This is a genomic window from Streptomyces sp. NPDC058464 (genome assembly GCF_042721035.1).
Lineage (GTDB): Bacteria > Actinomycetota > Actinomycetes > Streptomycetales > Streptomycetaceae > Streptomyces.
This window is the reverse complement of sequence record NZ_JBHXMA010000087.1, coordinates 1-18506: the sequence shown is the minus strand read 5'-3', so window position 1 is coordinate 18506 and position 18506 is coordinate 1. Positions and strand designations below refer to the sequence as shown.

The following is an 18506-nucleotide window of genomic DNA, read 5'->3' as shown; positions in this document are numbered from 1 at the left end:
GGGGGGGGGGGGGCGGGCGCCGTCGTTTCGGCCGGGGGGGCCGGCGTCACGCCCCCTGCCGCCGGGCACACGGCCGTCTCCGGTGGGCCGTCCGCTGCGCGGCCCTCGTCGGTCGTCGGTTACGCGGCCGTGAAGCGCGCGGTGATGGCGGCCACCCGCTTGCCCTGGTAGACGGCGGCGGCGCGGGCGGTGTCGTCGACGGGGATCGCGCCCTGGCCGTTGACGTGGCTGGTGCCGTAGGGGTTGCCGTCCACGAACTTCACCGGGTCGGTGTAGCCCGGGGTGACGAGGATGCCGCCGAAGTGGTGGACGGAGTTGTAGAGCGCGAGCAGCGTGGACTCCTGGCCGCCGTGCGCGGTGGCCGTGGCGGTGAAGCCGCTGTAGACCTTGTCGGCCAGCTTGCCCTGGGCCCACAGCCCGCCCAGCGTGTCGATGAACTGCTTCAGCTGGCTGGCGATGTTGCCGAACCGGGTCGGGGTGCCGAAGACGACGGCGTCGGCCCACTCGATGTCGGCCGGGGTGGCGATCGGGATGTCCCTGGTGGCCGTGGCATGCGCCGACCAGGCGTCGTTGCTCGCGATGGCCTCCTCGGGCGCGAGCTCGGAGACGCGCAGCAGCCGTACCTCCGCACCCTCCTTGCGGGCGCCGTCGGCCACGGCCTCCGCCAGCTCGTGGACGGTACCGGTCGACGAGTAGTAGATGACCGCGATCTTGGGAGACATGGGGAGTTCCTCTCGCTGTGCTGCGCTCTCGACGGCGGACGCCGTCTCGGTCTGCTGGGCGGCGGACGCCGCGGGGTGGGCGGTGGCGGACAGGGTGAGCCGCAGCTGACGCGCCGCGAGCCCCTTCGCCGCGGTCAGCCCGTGGCGGTACCGGTCGACGGTCGCCGAGGCCGAGATCTTCAGGGAGCCGTTCTCGACGGACAGGGAGTCCACCGTCAGCTCGACCGGTGCGCGGTGCCCGCGGACGGTCAGGTGACCCTCGACGACCCAGGCGCCGCCCGCACCGCGGGCCACCCCGGCCGACTCGAACCGGATCTCGGGGTGGCGCTCCGCGTGGAGAAACGCCGCGGAGCGCACGTGCTCGTCACGGCGTGGCGTCCCGGTGTGGAAACTGCCCGCCTCGATCACGGCGTGCGCGGTCGACCGGGTGACCGGCTCGGCGACCGTGATGCTCGCCGACTCCACCCGGAAGGTGCCGTTCACCTTGCCCAGACCGAACATGTGCCGCGTGGTGAAGCCGATGGACGACCGCTCGGGATCGACCGTGTAGGTCCCCGCGGGGGGCAGTTCGACGCTCATGCCTTTCCGGCCTCTCGGTTGGCGTCGCGCGGCTGGTCCGCTGCGACGCTGTTGCTTGCCTTGGCAAGTATCCTGGCGCCATCGAAATGCTTTGTCAAGCAAGTAATCCTGTGCTTCAGTGGTAAGGGCCGGACAAGGAAGGGAGGTCAGCGCGTGTCACCGCAGTCACCGGAGCCCACGTATCCGCTGAACGACGACGAGGAACGCCTCTGGCGTGCGCTGCAGCGGATGCTGGTGGCCCTGCCCCGGGCGCTCGACGAGGACCTGCTCTGTGCCACGGGCCTGTCGCTCACGCAGTACATCGTCCTGGCCAACCTCTCCGAGGCCGACGGAAACAGCATGCGCATGACCGAACTGGCCACGGCGGCGGCGCTGTCCGCGAGCCGCATCACCAGGGTGGTGGAGAACCTCCGGGACCAGGGCCTGGTGACCAAGCGGCGGCACTGCACGGACGCCCGCGGGTACGTGGCCGAACTGACCGACGCCGGCCTGCTGCGGCTGGCCGCTGCCTATCCGGCGCATCTGGCCAGCGCGCGCAGACGCGTCATGGACCAGCTCGACCCCGCCCTGGTCCAGCGGCTGGCCGAGCAGATGAAGTCGGTCGCCGACCCGCTCGCCTCCCCCTGCGAACGCGGCCCGGGGCACCGGGAGCGCCCCGGGCGGCAGGAGCGCCCCGTGGCCGGGGAAGGCGCCGGATGCGGCGAGGAGCCCCCGCGCCGGCCGGACGTCGCCGGCTACCGCACGGCAGTCGTCTGACCCGAGCGGGGAGCGGTGCCCGGTCAGGGCCAAGGGTGCCCGGACCAGGGCCGCTTCACGTCGTCCCCCGCGGCGATCGCCGGGTTCACGAGCCTGCTCGCGCCCGGCGGCGGCCACGGCTGAGCCGCGTTCCCCGGTCGTTCTCGGCGGCGACGGCGGTGGCGGAGAGGAGCGTCGCGGCGGCGAGGCTGCCCCAGAGGGCGGCCGGGCCGTGGGAGGCGAGAGCGGTGATGACCGCGGGGGAGACAGCGAGGCCGAAGCCCGTGGAGAGCTGGAAGCGGGCGAGGGCGCGGCCCAGGACATGGGCCGGGGCGAGGGCGGTGACGAGCGCGGTGGCGCTGCCGGCGTAGATGATCTCGCCGATCGTGCAGACCACCGCCACCGCGGCGACGGCCGGGGCGCTCCAGCCGTGTCCGGGTGAGGTGGCCGCGAGGAAGCCGAGGTAGGACACGGCGACCACCACGCCGGCGAGGGCCAGCACGGTCCGCCGGGAGAAGCGGGACAGCAGCACGGTGACCGGCACCTGCAGGGTGACCACCAGCACCGTGTTCGTCACGAAGATGGCTGCCGACCACATCGGGGACGCGTGCAGCTGTGTCACCAGGACGAGGGGGAGCGCGACTTCGGTGACGTTGAGGCAGAAGGCGTAGATCACGTTGGCGGCCAGCAGCGCGCGCATCCGGGGTGCGGGTGCGCCGGCCCCGTCCTCGGGCGGAGCGGCGGCCGGCTGCGTGTGCAGGTGGACCGACCATGCCAGGGCTGCGGCGGCGAGGTAGGCGAGCCCGGTGACGGCTGCCAGCGCCCGCAGTGCGGTGGTGCCGCCCGCCAGGCACGCGGTGGCGAGGAGGGCGCCCACCCCCAGGCCGGCGTTGCGCAGCGCGCGGCCCGCCGCGAGCGCGGCGTCGCGCTCGCGGCCGTGGGCGACCGTGGCCACGAGGGCCGCATGGGCGGCCGGCCATGCCTGGTTGCCGATGCCGAGGAAGAGTGCCGCCGTCGCGAACAGCCGGACGTGCCCCGCCGGCGTGGCCAGCAGCAGCGCCACGCCCACCACCCGGACCAGCATCGACGCCGCCACGACCGTGCTGCGTGCGCCCCGGTCCAGCCATCGGCCGACCGCCGGCATGCAGGCCAGACCCACGACGACGCCGGCCGTCATGGCGATGCCGGTGGCCGGCGCGGACAGATTCAGCACCGTCACCCCGTAGAGCAGCAGAAAGGGCCGCAGCAGTCCGGTGCCGAGCGCGTCCACGGCCAGGGCGACGGCATAGCGGGGGCCTCCGGAGGCATGGACGAGGGCGCGCGGCTGGACATTGACGGTGGTTGTCATGGCGTCAACGGTGCGGTCGCCCGCCGGGCCGGCCATGTGGGTTGACGGACACCGTCAATCGACGCGGTCGCCGGCCGTCCGGCCAGCGATGATGAGGGGATGACGCTGAGGATCGACATCGGCGGCCTGCCGTCCGGGCGGCTGCGGTTCGCCGCCTCCCCGCTGGCCGAACTGACCGCGATGCTGCACGTGCTGGCCGAACCCGGGCATCACCCGCAGCTCGCAGGCTGGGCCGGGGACGTCTGGGCGGGGCTGCGGCCCGAGCTGGCCGAGCGGCTCAGGGAGGCGGAGTTCCTCTGGCGTTCCTCACGCGCCGACTTCCTGGTCCCGGCCCGTCCCCGGCCCACCCTCGCCGAGGAGTTGGACGACGTGGACCGGATCGACGACGAAACCTATGTGACCGCCGCGCTCACCACCACGTGCGGCAGCAACCGGATCCACTTCGCCGCCCCGTCGCCGCTCGCCGACGCGGCGGCGCGGGAGCGGGCCCTGGACCTGGCCCAGGCCCGCGGCGCGCTCCAGGAGGCCTTCGCGGAACGGCTGCTCGCGGACCCGGCCGCCGTGCGGGCGCGGGTGCGCGACACCCTCGAACAGTGCGCAGAGGCCTTCTTCGACGCCGCCTGGACGGGCGTCGCCGTGCAACTCGCCACCGACCTGCGCCTGAAGAACGACCTGCTCAAGCGTCAGGGCATCGGAGCGGCGCTCGCGTCGGTCTCCGGCGCCGTGACCCTGGCGCCGGACGGCGACTGCATCATCGTGGACAAGCTGCAGGACAGTGCGACCGCCGCCCACGGCACCGGGGTCACCTTCGTGCCCAGCGTCTTCGGCCGCCCGCACCTGGTGGCGGTCTACGCGCCCGGGTGGCAGCCGGTGGTGCAGTACCCCGTCGCCGAGCCGACACCGTCGGAGCCGGTGTCGCTGGAGACGGTCACGCTGCGGCTGGAGGCGCTCGCGCATCCGGTACGGCTGCGGCTGCTGCGCACCCTGGCCCGCGGCCCGCACACCACCGGCGAGCTGGCCCACGCCTGGGAACTCTCACCGCCGGAGGTCTCCCGCCACCTCGCCGTCCTGCGCCGCGCGGGCCTGCTCACGACCCGGCGGCACGGTCGTTACGTCCGCTACACCCTCAACCTCCCCGACCTGACGGCGCTGGGAGCCGATCTGCTGGCGGCCGTACTGCGCTGAGCGGTCCGGGGAACCTAGGCGGCGCCGGGCTCGGTGAGTCCGATCAGGCTCATCACGGCCTCCCGGACGCCCTCCAGGTCGTACTCGCCCAGGGGGACCCCCGAGGCGCGAGAGTGCTTGGTGACGCCGACGAAGGCGCCGAACGCCATCGAGAGCAGCACCTGCGGATCACCGGCGCGGACGGCACCGGCCTGCTGTGCCGCTCGCAGGATCGCCACGAGTTCGGCGTTGAGCCGGTCGGAGGCCTCGTACGCCTGCGGCCGCAGGTACGAGCCGTGCACCTGGTGTTCGAGGAACGAGAACGCCTGGGGGTAGGCCAGGGCGAACGCGACCTGGTGCTGCCAGATCAGGCCGATCGCGGTCGCCGGATCGGCCGCGCGTACGGCGTCGGTGACCACGGTGTCGGCGAACGCGGTCTTCGCCTCGGTGAAGACCGCCTCGCCCAGCGCCTGCTTGTTGGGGAAGTAGCGGTAGATCGTGCCCACCGCGACCCCGGCGCGAGCGGCGATCTCCGGCACGTTGGTGCCGTCCCAGGTGCGCTCGTCGAACAACTCCAGCGCGGCGTCCAGCACTTTGCGGCGCAGGGGCGTCTCGTCGGCCGTCGCAGCGGGGGGCATGGTCACCAGTGAAACTTCGTTCAGTCACTCGATCTTGTCAAGGCGGAGGGGTAGGGTGCGGAGTGAATGAAGATTCATTCACTCCCTGGTTCATCCCATCACTCTTCATGAGGAGCGCGCCGATGAAGCGCTACGGCCACTGGATCGCAGGCGTGGAAACCGACCCGGCATCAGATCGCTGGCTGCCGTCCACCTCTCCCGGACAGGACGAGGTCCTGCACGAGATCGCCCTCGGCGACGCCGCCGACGTGGCGCGGGCCGTCGGGGCGGCGGCCGGGGCGGTCGACGGCTGGTGGAACCGGCAGCCGGTGGAACGGGGGCGGCTTCTGGCCGCCGTCGCGGAACGGCTGCGGGACGAGGCCGCCGTCCTGGCGGAGCTGGAGTCGGCCGAGACCGGCAAGCCCGCCTGGCAGTCCCCGCTGGAGGTGGAGGGCGCCGCCCGCTACTTCGAGTACTACGCCGGCCTGGTCGACCTGCCCGGCGGCGAGGTGGTGAACATAGGTCCGGCCTTCCACGCGTACACCCGGCGCGAGCCGCTCGGCGTGGTCGGTGTCATCACGCCGTGGAACGCGCCCCTGAACCAGGCCGCCCGCTCCATCGCCCCGGCCCTCGCGGCCGGCAACGCCGTGGTGGTCAAGCCGTCCGAGTTCACCTCGGCCAGCACGCTCCGGCTGGCCCGCATCGCCACCGAGTGCGGTCTGCCCGACGGCGTGCTGAACGTCGTCACCGGCATGGGGGACACCGTGGGCGCGGCGCTCGTCGGCCATCCCGGGGTCCGCAAGGTGGCGTTCACCGGATCGGTCCGCGCCGCCCGCGAGATCGGCCGGATCGCCGCGGACCGCATCATCCCGCTCACGCTGGAGCTGGGCGGCAAGTCGGCCAACGTCGTCTTCGCGGACGCCGACCTCGCCAAGGCCGCCCAGGGCGCCGTCGAGGCGTTCCTGCCCAACGGCGGCCAGTCCTGCATGGCGGGCACCCGGCTGCTGGTCGACGCGCGGATCCACGACCAGTTCGTCGCGGCCCTGCAGACCGTGCTGACCCACATCACGCCGGGGGAGACCTACGGGCCGGCGATCACCCGCGCCCAGTACGACAAGGTCAACGAGTACTTCAAGATCGCCGAGCAGGAGGGTGCCACCCTCCTCACCGGCGGCCGGCCGACCGGGGAGGGCTGGGTGTTCGAGCCGACCATCTACACCGACGTCACCCCCGGCATGCGCATCGCCCGCGAGGAGATCTTCGGCCCCGTGCTCGCCGTGCTGCGCTTCGAGGACGAGGAGGAGGCGGTGGCCCTCGCCAACGACTCCGACTACGGCCTGGCCGCCGCCCTCTGGACCGCCGACGTGACTCGCGCCCACCGCGTCGCCGCGCGCCTGCAGGCCGGGCAGGTCTACGTCAACGCCTACCCGCCCGGCATGATGGTCGAGGGCCCGTTCGGCGGCTACAAGAACAGCGGGTACGGCCGCGAGAAGGGCCTGGAGGCGCTGCACCACTACACCCAGACCAAGTTCGTGGCCGTCCGCCTCCAGGAGGACCAGCAGGTGTGGTGACCCGGCGGTCGGCGGCCGTACCCGTTCTGGAACCATCCTTTCGGCATTCGACGAAAGGCGGACACCGATGGTCACGGCCTACGACGCGGAGCACAGCCGGGGCCCGGCCTTCGCGCGGCTTCTGCTCTCCAGCCACGAGCGGCTGACCGGCGCTCCGCTGTGCCCCACCGGGTTCCAGGACGACGGGGAGGCGGCCCGCTGGCTCTACGGAAGCGCACCCTTCGGGCTGCTCGCGCACGGCGCCGGGCCGGATCCGGTCTTCGTCTACGCGAACACCACCGCCCAGAAGTGCTTCGAGTACCCGTGGGAGGAGTTCGTACGGCTCCCGTCCCGGCTGTCCGCCGACCCGGACGCGCAGGGCGACCGGGACGCCTTCGTGCACTCGGTGGCCGCCCGCGGACACGCCTCCGGCTACCGGGGGCTGCGGACAGCCGGGTCCGGCCGGAGGTTCTGGATAGAGGACGTCACCATGTGGAACCTCCTTGAGGCGGACGGCACCTGCCACGGCCAGGCGGCGGTGTTCCGTTCCTGGAGCGAGGCCTGAGCGGCTCGGTCGGGGGGCTGTCCGGCCGAGCCGCCGAACAGTCCCTGACGTGGACCGGAAGGCGGAGATCGGGTTGAGATTCCTTGCTTGAGCACGCTATTCTGCTCAAATGAGCGCAGAAGAGCCGTTGACCGCCCAGGAAGAACGCTTCTGGCGCGCCCTGATGCGCGTCATCGTCGCGCTGCCGCGCTCGCTCGACGACGACCTGCTGCGCTCCACCGGGCTCACGCTCACCGAGTACGTCGTCCTGATGAACCTCTCCGAGGCCGAGAACCAGGAACTCCGCATGACGGACCTCGCCTCGGCCGCCGCCCTCTCGGCCAGCCGCATCACCCGGGTCGTGGACGCGCTGCAGAGCCGCGGCCAGGTCGTCAAGCGGCGCTACGAGGGGGACGCCCGCGGCAACGTCGCGACCCTCACCCCGGAGGGGCTGAAGCGGCTCCGGGACGCCTACCCCGTGCACCTGGCGAGTGCCCGCAAGCGGGTCGTGGACCTGCTCGACGGCCGGTCGGTGCCCGCCATGGTGCGGCAGTTCGAAGCGGTCGTCGAGAAGCTCGACTGAACTCCGCGGCATCGGCTGCCCCGCTAATATACAAGCGTCAAACAGTGGCCCTGTGCGGCTCCGGCCGGACCACGACCCGGGAAGAAGCGATGCGGGAGCGACCTCGGCGGAGACGGCCGGCATGACCTCGCGACCGGAGAAACGGGAGAGCCGGGCCCGGCTGCTGGGCCGGTTGTGGCGGCCGCCGCGCGCCCACGGCGCACAGCCCCGGCACCGGGTGGTCGGCCCCCTGGAGCTCTTCTACGACCTCGTCGTGGTCGTCCTGGTGGCCCAGGCGGCACACCACCTGGCGGGGCATCTCACCTGGCACGGCCTCGCCGAGTTCGCGGTGGTGTTCGCGCTGGTGTGGATCGCCTGGCTGAACGGCACCCTCCACCACGATCTGCACGGTCACGACGATGCCCGGGGCCGCAGTCTGTTCCTGGCGCAGATCCTCGTCCTCGTCCCGCTGGGAGCGTTCATCCCCGCGGCGGGCGGCGAGAACGGCGGCCGTTTCGCCGTCGCCGGGGGCGTCCTGTTCGCCGTGCTGGCCGTGCTCTGGCTGCTGGCCGGACGCGGCAGCCCCGCGGAGTACCGCACCCCCAGCCTGCTCTACGTGTCCGGGACGGCGGTCTGCGCGGCCGTCCTCCTCGCGAGCGCCCCGCTGCCGGCCGACACCCGCTTGCTCACCTGGGGAGTGCTGGACGTCGCCTATCTCGTGGGGTTCGCGGTGGTGATCGGCGTGACGCCGCCGACCCAGGCGTCGTCGCTCGCCCCCACCGACTCGCTCATCGAGCGGTTCGGACTGCTCATCATCATCGTGCTCGGCGAGACCGTCACGGGCGTCGTGAACGGGCTGGCCGAGGAGTCGACCTCCGCCATGGGCCTCGCGGTCGGGCTCGTCGCGGTGGTGGTCGGATTCGGCGCGTGGTGGACGTACTTCGACTTCGCCGGGCACCGCCGGCCCCGGAGCACCCGTGCGGTGACCCTGTCGTGGATGCTCGTCCATCTCCCGCTGACGGCCGCGGTGACCGCCATGGGCGCCGCGATGGTCGGCCTGGTCGAGCACGCCCACGCCGACCGGACGCCCGCCGCCACGGCCTGGCTGCTGAGTGCGGGCGTGGCCGTCGTCCTGGTGACGACGATGGTGATCGCGACCGGCCTGGAGGCCTGGCAGGACGAGCGCGCGCTCTACCGGCCGCTCGCCCGCACCAGCGTCGTCGTGGCCCTCGCGGCCGTGGCCCTCGGCGCCGCCCGGCCCGCGCCGCTGTACCTCGGGCTCGGGCTCGTCGTGCTCCTCGGCATCCCGTGGGGCCTCGCCGTGGTCCACCGGCTGGGCCGGGACGAGACGGCGGTGCTCTGACCGGACGCCCGCGGCCAGGACCGGCCCCGGGGAGCACCGGCGCCCTCAACTCCCGTACACGCGCCGGGCGATGAGCTCCGCGATCATGATGGTGGTGGCGTTGGTCACCGTCGACGGCACCTCGGGCATGATCGAGGCGTCCACCACCCGCAGCCCCGCCAGCCCCCTGACCGCGCCGGACTCGTCCACGACGGCCCACCGGTCCTCGGGCCCGCCCATCGGCACCGTCGACGTCGGATGCCCGTAGGTGGCGATGCCGCTCTCGATCGCCGCCGCCAGCCCGTCGTCGTCCACGGCCGAGCCCGGCACCAGTTCGGCCGCCACCGCACCGGCGAGCGGCGCGCTGCCCGCGAGGCGGCGGACCAGCCGCACGGCCTCCAGCATCCGGCGGCGGTCCCGGTCCGTCGCGAGGTAGTTGTCGTCGATGACCGGGGCGTCGTACGGGTCACGGCCGGCCAGCCGCACCGAACCGCGCGACTCCGGCCGGGTGACGGCCGCCGCGAGGACCATCGCCCCGCCGGTCGGACTGAACGAGCCGTCCAGCAACTGGGTGCCGACGACGGCGAGGTCCAGTTCACCGGGGCTCGCCTCGCGCGAGGCGAACCAGAGGTGGGCGGCGAAGGCGGACGTCATCGTCTGGTGCTCGGGCGCGAGCGCGAACAGCGAGTGGAAGAAGGGGTGGTCCTGGAGCCGGCGGCCGACGGGCAGGTCGGCGACCACCTCGATGCCGAGGCCCCGCAGGTCCGCGGCCGGACCGACGCCGGAGCGCAGCAGGATGGCCGGGCTGCCGTACGAGCCGGCGCTGAGCACCACCTCGCCGGCCCGGAAGACCGTGCCCGACGCGCTGACGACACCACGCGCCCTGCCGTCCTCGACCAGCACCCGGTCGATCGTGACGTCGCTGAACACGGTCAGGTTGGGGCGGCTGCGCACCCGCGGCGTCAGATACGCCAGGGCGGTGCTCTGGCGCACCCCGTCCACGATGTTCACCGGGTAGGCGCCGGCGCCGTCCTGGCGCTCGCCGTTGAAGTCGTCGTTGCGCCGGAAGCCGAGGCCCGCCGCGCTGTCCACGAACGCCCGCATGGGCGAGGTGAGTTCCGCGTAGGCCCACTGCCGGACGGGGAAGGGGCCGGTGCGGCCGTGGTGGGCGGGGTCGCCGGCGGGGGTGTTCTCCATGTCCCGGAAGACCGGCAGGACCTCGTCGTAGGACCAGCCCTTGATCCCGTAGCGCTCCGCCCACGCGGCGAAGTCCGTGGCCCGCGCCCGGATCGCCACACCGGCGTTCACCGCGGAACTGCCGCCCATGGCCCGGCCGCGCGGTGCGGCGATGCTCGGGGCGCGGTCGGTGGCGCGCGCGGTGTAACCCCAGTCGTGGTCGGGGTCGGCCAGCAGGTGCGGGGTCAGCAGCCCCTCGGGGACCCGGTCGGCGGGGTAGTCGGGGCCCGCCTCGACCAGCAGGACCGTGCGCCGCGGATCCTCGGTGAGCCGGGCGGCGAGTACGGCGCCCGCGGAGCCGCCGCCGACGATGACGACGTCGGCCTCGTGCGCCGCGGGGTGTTCGCTCGGGGTGCTCATCTGCGTCTCTCCTTCAGCATTGTTCTGTGCTTTGGCAAGCAAATAAAATGCTCGGAATCGGAATCGGAATCAGTGTCGGTGTCGGTGTCGTCATGGTGGGCCCGGTCAGATCCGCATCGCTTCCGGCACCACGCGCTCGCCCAGCAGCCGCAGCGCGGCGTGCTGGTCGGCGCCGCGCACCGGGCCGATGACGTGGTCGATGCCGATGTCGGCCAGCCGCCGCAACTCCGCGAGCAGGGCGGGGATCCGCTCGCCGTGCGCTCCGGGGTCGAGGGGGAGCAGGACCGTCTTCTCGATCTCGGCGTAGTCGCGCCCGGCCCGGTCGCAGTGCCGCCGGAGCACGTCGAGCTTGTGCGGCAGGTCCGGGCCGTGGAAGAGGTTGCAGGCGTCCGCGTACTCCGCGACGAGCCGCAGCGTCTTCTGCTCGCCGGAGCCGCCGATCAGGATCGGCGGGTGCGGACGCCGCACGGTGCGGGGGGAGTTGAGGGTGCGTTCGAGCCGGTAGTGGCGGCCTTCGAAGGGCTTCTCGTCGTCGCTCCACATCTGCAGGCAGATCCGCAGCGTCTCCTCCAGCCGCTCGAACCGCTCCGCGACCGGCGGGAACGGCAGTCCGAGCCCGCGCGCCTCGGCGAGGTTGAAGCCGGCGCCGATCCCGATGCCCAGGGCGGCGCGACCTTCGGAGAGCACGTCGAGCGTGGTGATCATCTTGGCCAGCAGTCCGGGTTCGCGGTATCCGGCCGAGGTCACCAGGGCGAGCAGCTCCGCCCGCTCGGTGGCCGCGGCCAGATAGCCCAGGGTCGTGTACGCCTCCAGCATCTCCTGCTCGGAGGCGCCCACGATCCCGATCTGGAACAGGTGGTCCATGACGGCGATCCGGCGGAACCCGAACTCCTCCGCGCTGCGGGCGAGCCGGGCCACATGACGTGCGATGCCCGCCGGGCCGCCGGGCTGGGTGAAATCCGCGATGGCGATGCCTAGGTTCATGCGGGCCTTCCGTGATCCGAACCTGTCGCCATCGAGTATGCCGGGACCAGTATGTGCTTTGTCAAGCAAGGAAATCGGGCGGCCGGTCAGCCCCCGAGCGGCTGCGGCCGGTTCCGGCGGCGCACCTCCGACGAGGCGAAGACCGCCGAGATCCCGTGCACGATGCTGAAGAGACCGAAGACGGTGGCGAGCGAGACCGCACCGATGTCCGGGCGCACGAACAGCACGAACCCGAGCGCGACCGACACGAGGCCGGTCAGCAGGAACAGGGCGCGCTCACCTGCCGTCTCACCGCGCAGGAAGGCCAGGGCGACCTCCATGGCACCCGTCGTCAGGGCCCACGCGGCGACCCAGAGGGTGAGCACCAGGGCCGTGATGCCCGGCCAGGCCAGGGAGCTGACGCCGGCCACGACCGACAGCACGGCCAGCAGCAGCCACCCCAGGACCGGACCCACCCGGTCGCTGCTGAAGGCGCGGACCCCGTCCATCGCCGCGTACATGAACGCGTATATGGCGAAGAGGACGACGAACGCGCCGACGGTGATGCCCGGCCAGGAGACGGAGACGATGCCGATGACGACGGCCAGCAGGCCGCGCCAGAGCAGCGCGTTGGGCGAACTGAGCAAGGTGACCTCCGTGAACGAGCGTGCCGTGGCGCCGACTTCCACCCCGGCCCGGAAAACCGCGATGACGGGCACGAAGGCTAGCGGCGCGACGGCCCCGTGTGATCGGTCATTCGACTCATTCCGTTACTGCCCGATCGGCCGGTCTTCGTCCCCCTGGCGCCCGGCCTCCTCCGTGCCGGCCATCGCCTCCAGCGCGCCGCGGAGAGCGGCCCGCGAGGTGATCCCCAGCTTGGGGTAGACGCGGTACAGGTGCGAGCCGACCGTGCGGTGCGACAGGAACAGCCGCTCGCCGATCTGCTTGTTGCTCAGGCCCGTCGCCGCGAGTTCGGCGATCTGCCGCTCCTGGGCGGTCAGCGGCTCGGCCGCCGCGTCGGCCCGGGCGGTGACGGAGACACCGGTCGCGCGCAGCTCGGCCGCGGCCCGCTGCGCCATCATCGCGGCGCCGATCAGGTCGAACGTCTCCAGGGCCGCGCCCAGTTGCACCCGGGCTCCGGCCATGTCGTGGGTACGGCGCAGCCACTGGCCGTACGCGAACCGGATGCGCGCGTAGTCCCAGGGCCAGCGGGAGGCGTCAGGAAGGGCCAGGGCGGCCTCGAACAGCCCGGCGGCCTGCGCGTCGTCGGCGGCCACGGCCGCGGCCCCCGCGGTGATCAGCTCGATCCGGGGCCCGATCCGCGGCAGGCCGGCCTCCTGGGCGGCGCGGACATGCGCCCGGGCGTCCGCCAGGCGCCCGGTGCGGACCGCCGCCTCCACGAAGTCCAGCACCATCCACCGGCCCGGCACACCGGGGGTGGGGGCACCGTGCGGGCCGATCCGCGCCGCCTGGACGAGCGCCTCCTCGTAGTCGCCCTGGCCGATGGCCACGAGGTTGCGCGCCGACCGCGCGTACCCCTCGGTCACCTCCATGCCCCGGGGCGCCGCCCAGGAGGTGGTCTCCTCACTGCGGCTGCGGGCGAGGTCGGCGTTGCCGCGCAGCGCCGCGCCCGAGGCCAGCACGGCCCGCAACTGCCGTTCCCAGAACTGGTAGCCGTAGGCCGTCGCCAGGTCCAGCCCCTCCTGCGCGAGCCGCTCCGCCTCGTCCCACTGCCCGTGTACATAGGAGTCCTGGCAGAGCAGCAGCAGTGCCGGGATCACCATGCCGATCGCACCGCCGTCGCGTTCCCGTTCCGTCATGCGCACCAGCAGACAGCGGTAGTCGGCGAGGGCGTCCATGGCGACGGCGGCGAACCCCAGCGGCACGATCTGCCAGGGGGCCGCGTCCGTGGGCAGCTCCGCGAACGCGTCCGCGAGCCCCTCCCGGATCGACTCGGACCTGCGGGTGGGGTCGACGTACGCGTCGTAGCAGAGCCGGAACGGCGTGACCGCCTCCGGGGGGAACCGGGCCATCGCGGTGTCGAGCAGCTTCCACGGCTCGGGTCTGAGGGTGTAGAGGCTGACCAGCAGCAGGGTGTACAGGATCCCGAGGCGGTCCCAGTCGCCCTTCGTGGCCTTGCCCGTGACGTCGTCGAGGGCCCGCGCCAGCAGCCGGTAGGCGGCGTCGACGTCGCCGTCGTCATGGGTGAGGAGGTGGGCGGTGGCGGCGAAGACCAGGCCGGTCGGGGTGTCCGGGGTCTGGCCGGCGTCGGCCAGCAGCCGGTTCACCTGGTCGAGTTGGCCGGTCATGGTGGCGAGGAAGGCGGCCTCGACCAGCCGCCGGGAGCGGTCGACCGGGTGCGGACTGAGCTCGCCGGCGCGCACCAGCGCCGTGACCGCGGTGGACGCGGCGGTCCGGCGCCGGTCGGCGACCAGCGCACCGACCGGCGCGGGCAGCTCGGCGGGGGCGGCGCCGCCGCGCCGCCAGGCGGTCAGCGCCGCCTCGTCCAGTGCCCGCGCCACCGACTCGTCGGGCCCGGTCGTGGCCTCCGCGAGGTGCCAGGCACGGCGCTCGGGATCGTCGGCCAGGGCGGCGGCCAGCGCCTCGTGCGCGGCCCGGCGGTCGCTCGGCGCGGCCAGGTCCACCACGGCCGTGCCGATCAGCGGGTGGCAGAAGGAGAGACCGCGGCCGGCCGCGGGCGCGAGGACCAGACCGGCCCGCTCGGCCGGGACCAGGTCGTCGATGTCGGCCGACCCCCGCGCCGCGACACGCAGGGTGGTGACCCCGGCGTCGGCGTCCAGGGCCGCCAGCAGCATCAGCGTGCGGGTGGGGGCGGGCAGCTCCGCGAGCAGTCCGGCGCAGGTGGCCGCCAGCCGCCGGGACAGCGGCAGCCGGTCGGGGAGCGGGTCCTGGCCGCAGAGCTGCCGGTCGGTCAGCGCCGCGGGCAACTCCCGGAGCGCGAGCGGGTTGCCGTCCGCCTCCGCCAGCAGCCGCCGGCGCACGGCGGGCGCCAGCCCGGGCGCGTGCGCGTCCAGGACGGCGCCGGACCCTCCGGTGTCCAGCGACTCGACCTTGCGCTCGGGCAGCCCGGACCGCCGGAAGAGATCCTCGGTGCCGGTCCGCGAGGCGGCCAGGAAGACGATCGGGGCGTCCGCGATGCGCCGTACGACGAATCCCACGACGGCCGCGCTGGCCTCGTCGAACCACGCCACGTCGTCGGTGATCATCAGCAGGCCGCGCTCGGCGGTGGTCAGCTCCAGGAGGGCGAGCACCGCCGTCGACACCAGCGGTTCCGGGGCCGGCGGCCGGGTGAGGTCGAAGACCTGGTGGAGGGCGTCCCGGTGGTGCCCGCCGAGCCGGTCCGCGTCGTGCCGCACCGGGTACAGCAGCTGGTGCAGCGCCGAGTACGGGATCCGGGCCTCGGACTGGACACCGGCGGCGCGCAGCACCCGCATCCCGAGCGCCGTGGCCCGGGTCGCGGCGGCGTCCAGGAGCGCGGTCTTGCCCACCCCCGGCTCGCCGTGCAGCAGGAGGCCGGAGCTGCCCCGGCCGGGACCGGCGAGCAGGGAGTCGATCAGTTCCAGCTCTGCCTTGCGCCCCCGCAGCCGGTCCTCGCCCGAGGGTGATCGGGGCGGCTCCTCGGTATGACGACGCCTCTCGGAGGTGCTCACAGGTCTGAATATAGCCTCCCCAAAATGCTTGACGGCGCAAACAGTTGCGTAAAGGGCGAGGTGAGCGCTGGGTATGGTGGGCGGATGACGAGTGACCCGAGCCCCGAGGCCGAGGTCGCCGCCGAGTTGATGAAGGCGATGACCCGGCTGCGCGCCCGGCTGCGCACCGAGTCGGCGCCCAGCGACCGGCGGTGGAACTGGTCGCAGCTGACGACGCTGGCCCGCATCGTCGAGGAGGGCCCGGTCACGGCCACCGAACTGGCGCAGGCCGAGCACGTACGCCGCCAGTCGATGGCCGAGACGCTCGCCGCCCTGCGCGCCGAGGGCCTGGTCGGTACCAGCAAGGATCCCGGTGACGCCCGCAAGACCCTCGTCCACGCGACGCCCGAGGGACGCACGCTGATCGGGACGATCCCGGTGGCCCGGGCGACCTGGCTCGGCGCGGCGATCGAGACGCATCTGCGGGCGGACGAGCGCGAGACCCTGCTGAAGGCCGCGGCGATCATGAACAGGATCGCGGACAGCGGCAGGTGAGGGGCGGGGCCGGGGGCCGGGGGCCGGGGGCCGGGGCGAGACCGGCGGGGGTGACCGCCCACGGGCGACGACGGGCGGCCGGGATCAGGCCGGCTTGGTGAGGCCGGGCAGTTCGTCGGTCTCGATGACGTGGGCCTGGTGCGGGAAGACCTTCTCCGTCAGGACGCGGTGGACCTCGGGGTCGGGGTCGGCGGTCGCGTCCTTGAGGAGGTAGAGGGCGAAGTCGTCGTCGGCGGCCTGCCGAAGGGTCGTCAGGACCACGCCGCCGGTGGACAGTCCGGCGAGGACGAGCGTGTCGACGCCCTGCTCGCGCAGCAGCCCGCGCACGTCGGTGGTCGAGGCGAAGGCGCTGAACCGGGTCTTGCGCACGGTGATGTCCCGCTCCGCCACCTCGAACGACTCGTGGAGTCCGGCCTCCGGGCTGCCGTCGGGCAGGAAGCGGTTCTCGGCGACGGCGGCGAACGCCTTGTTCAGCGCGGGTATCGCGGCGAAGTCCTCCGGGGCGAAGGCGACCCGGACGTGGACGACCTGGACATCGTGCGAGCGGGCCCAGGACAGGGCCGCGTGGGCCCGGGAGAGCGCCTGGTCCGGGTCGGTCACGGCGGCGAGGACCGCCGGCTGGAAGTCCATCAGGAGCAGGGCGGTGCGGGCGGGGTCGAGATACGGGACGGTGCTGGTCATGACCTGGACTTTCGTGTCGTGCCGGAGGGTTCCGGACGGTTGGTGCGGTGCCGGATGGCGGGGGAGGGGGGGTCAGGGGGCGGGCCGCCGGTCGGCGTGCGCCAGCTGCCGGTCGAGGACCGTCATCACGAGGACGACGGCGGCGATGCCGACCAGCGCCCAGGAGATGTGCCGGAGGCCGGTGTCGTCGACGTGGGTGTGGAAGGCGGTGCCGGTGATGGCCGCCGAGGCGATGGAGCCGATGTAGCCGAAGGTGCGCAGCAGCCCCGAGGCGGTGCCGACGCTGTCCGCGGGCGCCTCCTGGTACAGCACCGTCTGGTTCGCCACCGTGCCGGCGCCCGAGGTGAGGCCGAACACCGCGGTGATCCCGACCACCACGGCCACCGGCGTGCCGCCGTCCAGGAACAGCGTGGCGACGGCGCCCACCAGCAGGAGCAGCGCCGAGACGACCAGCGGTGCGCGGACCCGGCTGCGCCGGGACACCACCCGGGCGGAGACCGCCGACAGGACACCCATCGGGACGAGGACCAGGCCGGACTGGTAGGCGGTGAGCCCGCGGGACGCCTCCAGCCACTGGGTGAGGCCGTAGAGGATCACGTAAGTACCCAGCAGTGTCAGGCCGTTGCGCAGGTAGGTGCGGGTGAGCGCGAGGTTCGAGGCGAGCAGCCGGACGTTCAGGAAGGGGTTGGCGGCGCGCAGTTCCCAGACCACGAGGACGCCGGCGATCAGGACGGAGACGCCGAGGGCCGGCCACTCGGGGCCGGGCAGCGAGGACAGGAACACCAGGAGTGCGGTGAGCGCCCCGCCGAAACCGGCGATGCCGGCCAGGTCGAGGCGGGAGACGAGCTCGCGCGCCGAGCGTCCGCGCACCCGGTCGGTGTCCCTGGGGATCCAGACCGCGGCCATGACGAAGGCGACGGCCGCGACGGGGATGTTGATCCAGAAGGCGGTCTGCCAGCCGAGCCGGCCGATGAGCAGGCCGCCGACGGCGGGGCCGACGGCGACGGTGGCGGCGCCCGCGATCGCGAGGCCGCCGAGGACGCTGCCGGGCGGTTCCGACCGGCCCGCGTCCCGGGCCCGGCGGCGGATCAGCAGCATCGCGGAGGGGTAGCCGGTGGAGGTGCCGGCGCCGATGAGCACGCGGGCCGCGACCAGCAGTGATATGTCACATGCCACCGCACCGAGGATCCCGCCCGCCAGCACCAGGAAGATGCCGGCGAAGAACACCCGCCGGGGCCCGAACTCCTCGGCGAGCCGGCCGGCCGCCGGCTGGGCTATCGCGCTGGTCAGGTACAGGCTCGATATCAGGATCGCGGTACCGCCGACGGACGTGTGCATCGCGGCCGCGATCGCCACCAGGGCGGGTGCGATCACCGAGCTGTTGATCGGGTTGAGGACGGCGCCCATGTACAGCGGGGTCACGAAGGCCGCTCCGAACGGGTTGCCCGGCGGAGCCTTCTCCTGCTGTACGGAGGTGGTGTGGGCGGTGGTTTCCAAGGTGCTGCTCCTCCCTTCCCGCGCTGCTGCCGGGCCCGCGTGGAACCGCTCGGGCAATTTACGCAGGCTGCCTGACAAACAATAGCAGGCAGCCTGCCTATTCCTGTGCGGGAGATCCCGGGAGGCGAGGCGGGAGGGGTGTGCGGAGCGCCGTAGCGCCGGAAAATGCCACGTCAGAGTGGGCGCGGGGATGCGGGGCGGAAGTGGTGGCCGGTTTTCGACCTTGATCTCTGACTCTCCGTCAGTTCCCAGATTTCTTCCCGGCATCCCCCAGTCGCACCGGTAACAGTCGGGAACCGGCCCGACCCGGGCCCAGGAGCCGCCCCCATTGTCTCCTCCCGCTTAGGAAGCCATGACTGCCACCCCCATGTCTGTTCCCACGTTCGCCTTCCAGCGCCCGG

Annotated in this window: 16 protein-coding genes and 1 pseudogene; 7 read left to right on the top strand and 10 right to left on the bottom strand. The window is 73.2% G+C overall.

Annotated features, from left to right (window positions below; genetic code table 11):
* Positions 1–119: 119 nt before the first annotated feature.
* Together wrbA and ACFWPQ_RS50630 are read right to left on the bottom strand one after the other, a co-directional pair.
* Positions 120–722, bottom strand: coding sequence for an NAD(P)H:quinone oxidoreductase (gene wrbA / locus ACFWPQ_RS50635; protein ID WP_384051776.1), 603 nt, complete (start codon positions 720–722; stop codon positions 120–122).
* A 93-nt stretch (positions 723–815) separates the two neighbouring features.
* Positions 816–1301: pseudogene (locus tag ACFWPQ_RS50630) on the bottom strand (YceI family protein); the annotation flags it as partial.
* Positions 1302–1454: 153 nt separating this feature from the next.
* Here ACFWPQ_RS50630 and ACFWPQ_RS50625 point away from each other — a divergent pair.
* Complete coding sequence (locus tag ACFWPQ_RS50625; protein ID WP_384051775.1) at positions 1455–2057, top strand: MarR family winged helix-turn-helix transcriptional regulator; 603 nt, start codon at positions 1455–1457, stop codon at positions 2055–2057.
* A gap of 85 nt (positions 2058–2142) precedes the next feature.
* On the opposite strand, the gene ACFWPQ_RS50620 is transcribed toward ACFWPQ_RS50625, so the two are convergent.
* Positions 2143–3384, bottom strand: coding sequence for an MFS transporter (locus ACFWPQ_RS50620; RefSeq protein WP_384051773.1), 1242 nt, complete (start codon positions 3382–3384; stop codon positions 2143–2145).
* A gap of 99 nt (positions 3385–3483) precedes the next feature.
* Here ACFWPQ_RS50620 and ACFWPQ_RS50615 point away from each other — a divergent pair, with 99 nt between their 5' ends.
* On the top strand, positions 3484–4569 hold the full coding sequence (locus ACFWPQ_RS50615) for a DUF5937 family protein (RefSeq protein ID WP_384051770.1): 1086 nt from the start codon (positions 3484–3486) through the stop codon (positions 4567–4569).
* A 14-nt stretch (positions 4570–4583) separates the two neighbouring features.
* On the opposite strand, the gene ACFWPQ_RS50610 is transcribed toward ACFWPQ_RS50615, so the two are convergent.
* Positions 4584–5186 carry a TetR/AcrR family transcriptional regulator gene (locus ACFWPQ_RS50610; RefSeq protein WP_384051767.1) on the bottom strand — a complete coding sequence of 201 codons (603 nt, stop codon included), beginning with the start codon at positions 5184–5186 and terminating at the stop codon, positions 4584–4586.
* Between the two features lie 122 nt (positions 5187–5308).
* Here ACFWPQ_RS50610 and ACFWPQ_RS50605 point away from each other — a divergent pair, with 122 nt between their 5' ends.
* From ACFWPQ_RS50605 to ACFWPQ_RS50590, 4 genes are all read left to right on the top strand, one after another.
* Positions 5309–6736 carry an aldehyde dehydrogenase family protein gene (locus ACFWPQ_RS50605; protein WP_384051764.1) on the top strand — a complete coding sequence of 476 codons (1428 nt, stop codon included), beginning with the start codon at positions 5309–5311 and terminating at the stop codon, positions 6734–6736.
* 67 nt (positions 6737–6803) lie between these two features.
* Complete coding sequence (locus ACFWPQ_RS50600; protein ID WP_384051761.1) at positions 6804–7280, top strand: MEKHLA domain-containing protein; 477 nt, start codon at positions 6804–6806, stop codon at positions 7278–7280.
* 109 nt (positions 7281–7389) lie between these two features.
* Positions 7390–7842 (top strand): MarR family winged helix-turn-helix transcriptional regulator, encoded by a 453-nt coding sequence (locus ACFWPQ_RS50595; RefSeq protein WP_384051758.1) that lies wholly within the window; start codon positions 7390–7392, stop codon positions 7840–7842.
* Between the two features lie 121 nt (positions 7843–7963).
* Entirely contained in the window at positions 7964–9184 is a 1221-nt protein-coding gene (locus ACFWPQ_RS50590; RefSeq protein ID WP_384051755.1) for a low temperature requirement protein A, read from the top strand.
* Between the two features lie 45 nt (positions 9185–9229).
* Here ACFWPQ_RS50590 and ACFWPQ_RS50585 read toward each other — a convergent pair whose 3' ends face one another.
* The 4 genes from ACFWPQ_RS50585 to ACFWPQ_RS50570 all read right to left on the bottom strand — a co-directional run bounded on the left by ACFWPQ_RS50585 (position 9230) and on the right by ACFWPQ_RS50570 (position 15393).
* Positions 9230–10759: a GMC family oxidoreductase gene (locus ACFWPQ_RS50585; RefSeq protein WP_384051752.1), complete on the bottom strand. Its 1530-nt coding sequence runs from the start codon at positions 10757–10759 to the stop codon at positions 9230–9232.
* 105 nt (positions 10760–10864) lie between these two features.
* Positions 10865–11743 (bottom strand): LLM class F420-dependent oxidoreductase, encoded by an 879-nt coding sequence (locus tag ACFWPQ_RS50580; RefSeq protein ID WP_384051749.1) that lies wholly within the window; start codon positions 11741–11743, stop codon positions 10865–10867.
* An 86-nt stretch (positions 11744–11829) separates the two neighbouring features.
* Complete coding sequence (locus ACFWPQ_RS50575) at positions 11830–12369, bottom strand: HdeD family acid-resistance protein (protein ID WP_384051746.1); 540 nt, start codon at positions 12367–12369, stop codon at positions 11830–11832.
* Positions 12370–12492: 123 nt separating this feature from the next.
* The gene (locus ACFWPQ_RS50570; RefSeq protein WP_384051743.1) at positions 12493–15393 is read right to left on the bottom strand and encodes an AAA family ATPase; all 2901 of its coding nucleotides are present in this window, start codon (positions 15391–15393) and stop codon (positions 12493–12495) included.
* Between the two features lie 84 nt (positions 15394–15477).
* Here ACFWPQ_RS50570 and ACFWPQ_RS50565 point away from each other — a divergent pair, with 84 nt between their 5' ends.
* Entirely contained in the window at positions 15478–15927 is a 450-nt protein-coding gene (locus tag ACFWPQ_RS50565; protein WP_384051740.1) for a MarR family winged helix-turn-helix transcriptional regulator, read from the top strand.
* An 84-nt stretch (positions 15928–16011) separates the two neighbouring features.
* Here the strand turns inward: ACFWPQ_RS50565 and ACFWPQ_RS50560 are convergent, their stop codons facing one another.
* Complete coding sequence (locus tag ACFWPQ_RS50560) at positions 16012–16608, bottom strand: cysteine hydrolase family protein (RefSeq protein ID WP_384051737.1); 597 nt, start codon at positions 16606–16608, stop codon at positions 16012–16014.
* Between the two features lie 72 nt (positions 16609–16680).
* Positions 16681–18105 carry an MFS transporter gene (locus tag ACFWPQ_RS50555; RefSeq protein ID WP_384051734.1) on the bottom strand — a complete coding sequence of 475 codons (1425 nt, stop codon included), beginning with the start codon at positions 18103–18105 and terminating at the stop codon, positions 16681–16683.
* Positions 18106–18506: the final 401 nt, after the last annotated feature.

Coding starts and splice junctions, on each gene's coding strand:
- wrbA (WP_384051776.1), bottom strand. CDS start 722: ATGTCTCCCAAGATCGCGGTCATCTACTACTCGTCGACCGGTACCGTC.
- ACFWPQ_RS50620 (WP_384051773.1), bottom strand. CDS start 3,384: ATGACAACCACCGTCAATGTCCAGCCGCGCGCCCTCGTCCATGCCTCC.
- ACFWPQ_RS50615 (WP_384051770.1), top strand. CDS start 3,484: ATGACGCTGAGGATCGACATCGGCGGCCTGCCGTCCGGGCGGCTGCGG.
- ACFWPQ_RS50610 (WP_384051767.1), bottom strand. CDS start 5,186: ATGCCCCCCGCTGCGACGGCCGACGAGACGCCCCTGCGCCGCAAAGTG.
- ACFWPQ_RS50605 (WP_384051764.1), top strand. CDS start 5,309: ATGAAGCGCTACGGCCACTGGATCGCAGGCGTGGAAACCGACCCGGCA.
- ACFWPQ_RS50600 (WP_384051761.1), top strand. CDS start 6,804: ATGGTCACGGCCTACGACGCGGAGCACAGCCGGGGCCCGGCCTTCGCG.
- ACFWPQ_RS50595 (WP_384051758.1), top strand. CDS start 7,390: ATGAGCGCAGAAGAGCCGTTGACCGCCCAGGAAGAACGCTTCTGGCGC.
- ACFWPQ_RS50590 (WP_384051755.1), top strand. CDS start 7,964: ATGACCTCGCGACCGGAGAAACGGGAGAGCCGGGCCCGGCTGCTGGGC.
- ACFWPQ_RS50585 (WP_384051752.1), bottom strand. CDS start 10,759: ATGAGCACCCCGAGCGAACACCCCGCGGCGCACGAGGCCGACGTCGTC.
- ACFWPQ_RS50580 (WP_384051749.1), bottom strand. CDS start 11,743: ATGAACCTAGGCATCGCCATCGCGGATTTCACCCAGCCCGGCGGCCCG.
- ACFWPQ_RS50565 (WP_384051740.1), top strand. CDS start 15,478: ATGACGAGTGACCCGAGCCCCGAGGCCGAGGTCGCCGCCGAGTTGATG.
- ACFWPQ_RS50560 (WP_384051737.1), bottom strand. CDS start 16,608: ATGACCAGCACCGTCCCGTATCTCGACCCCGCCCGCACCGCCCTGCTC.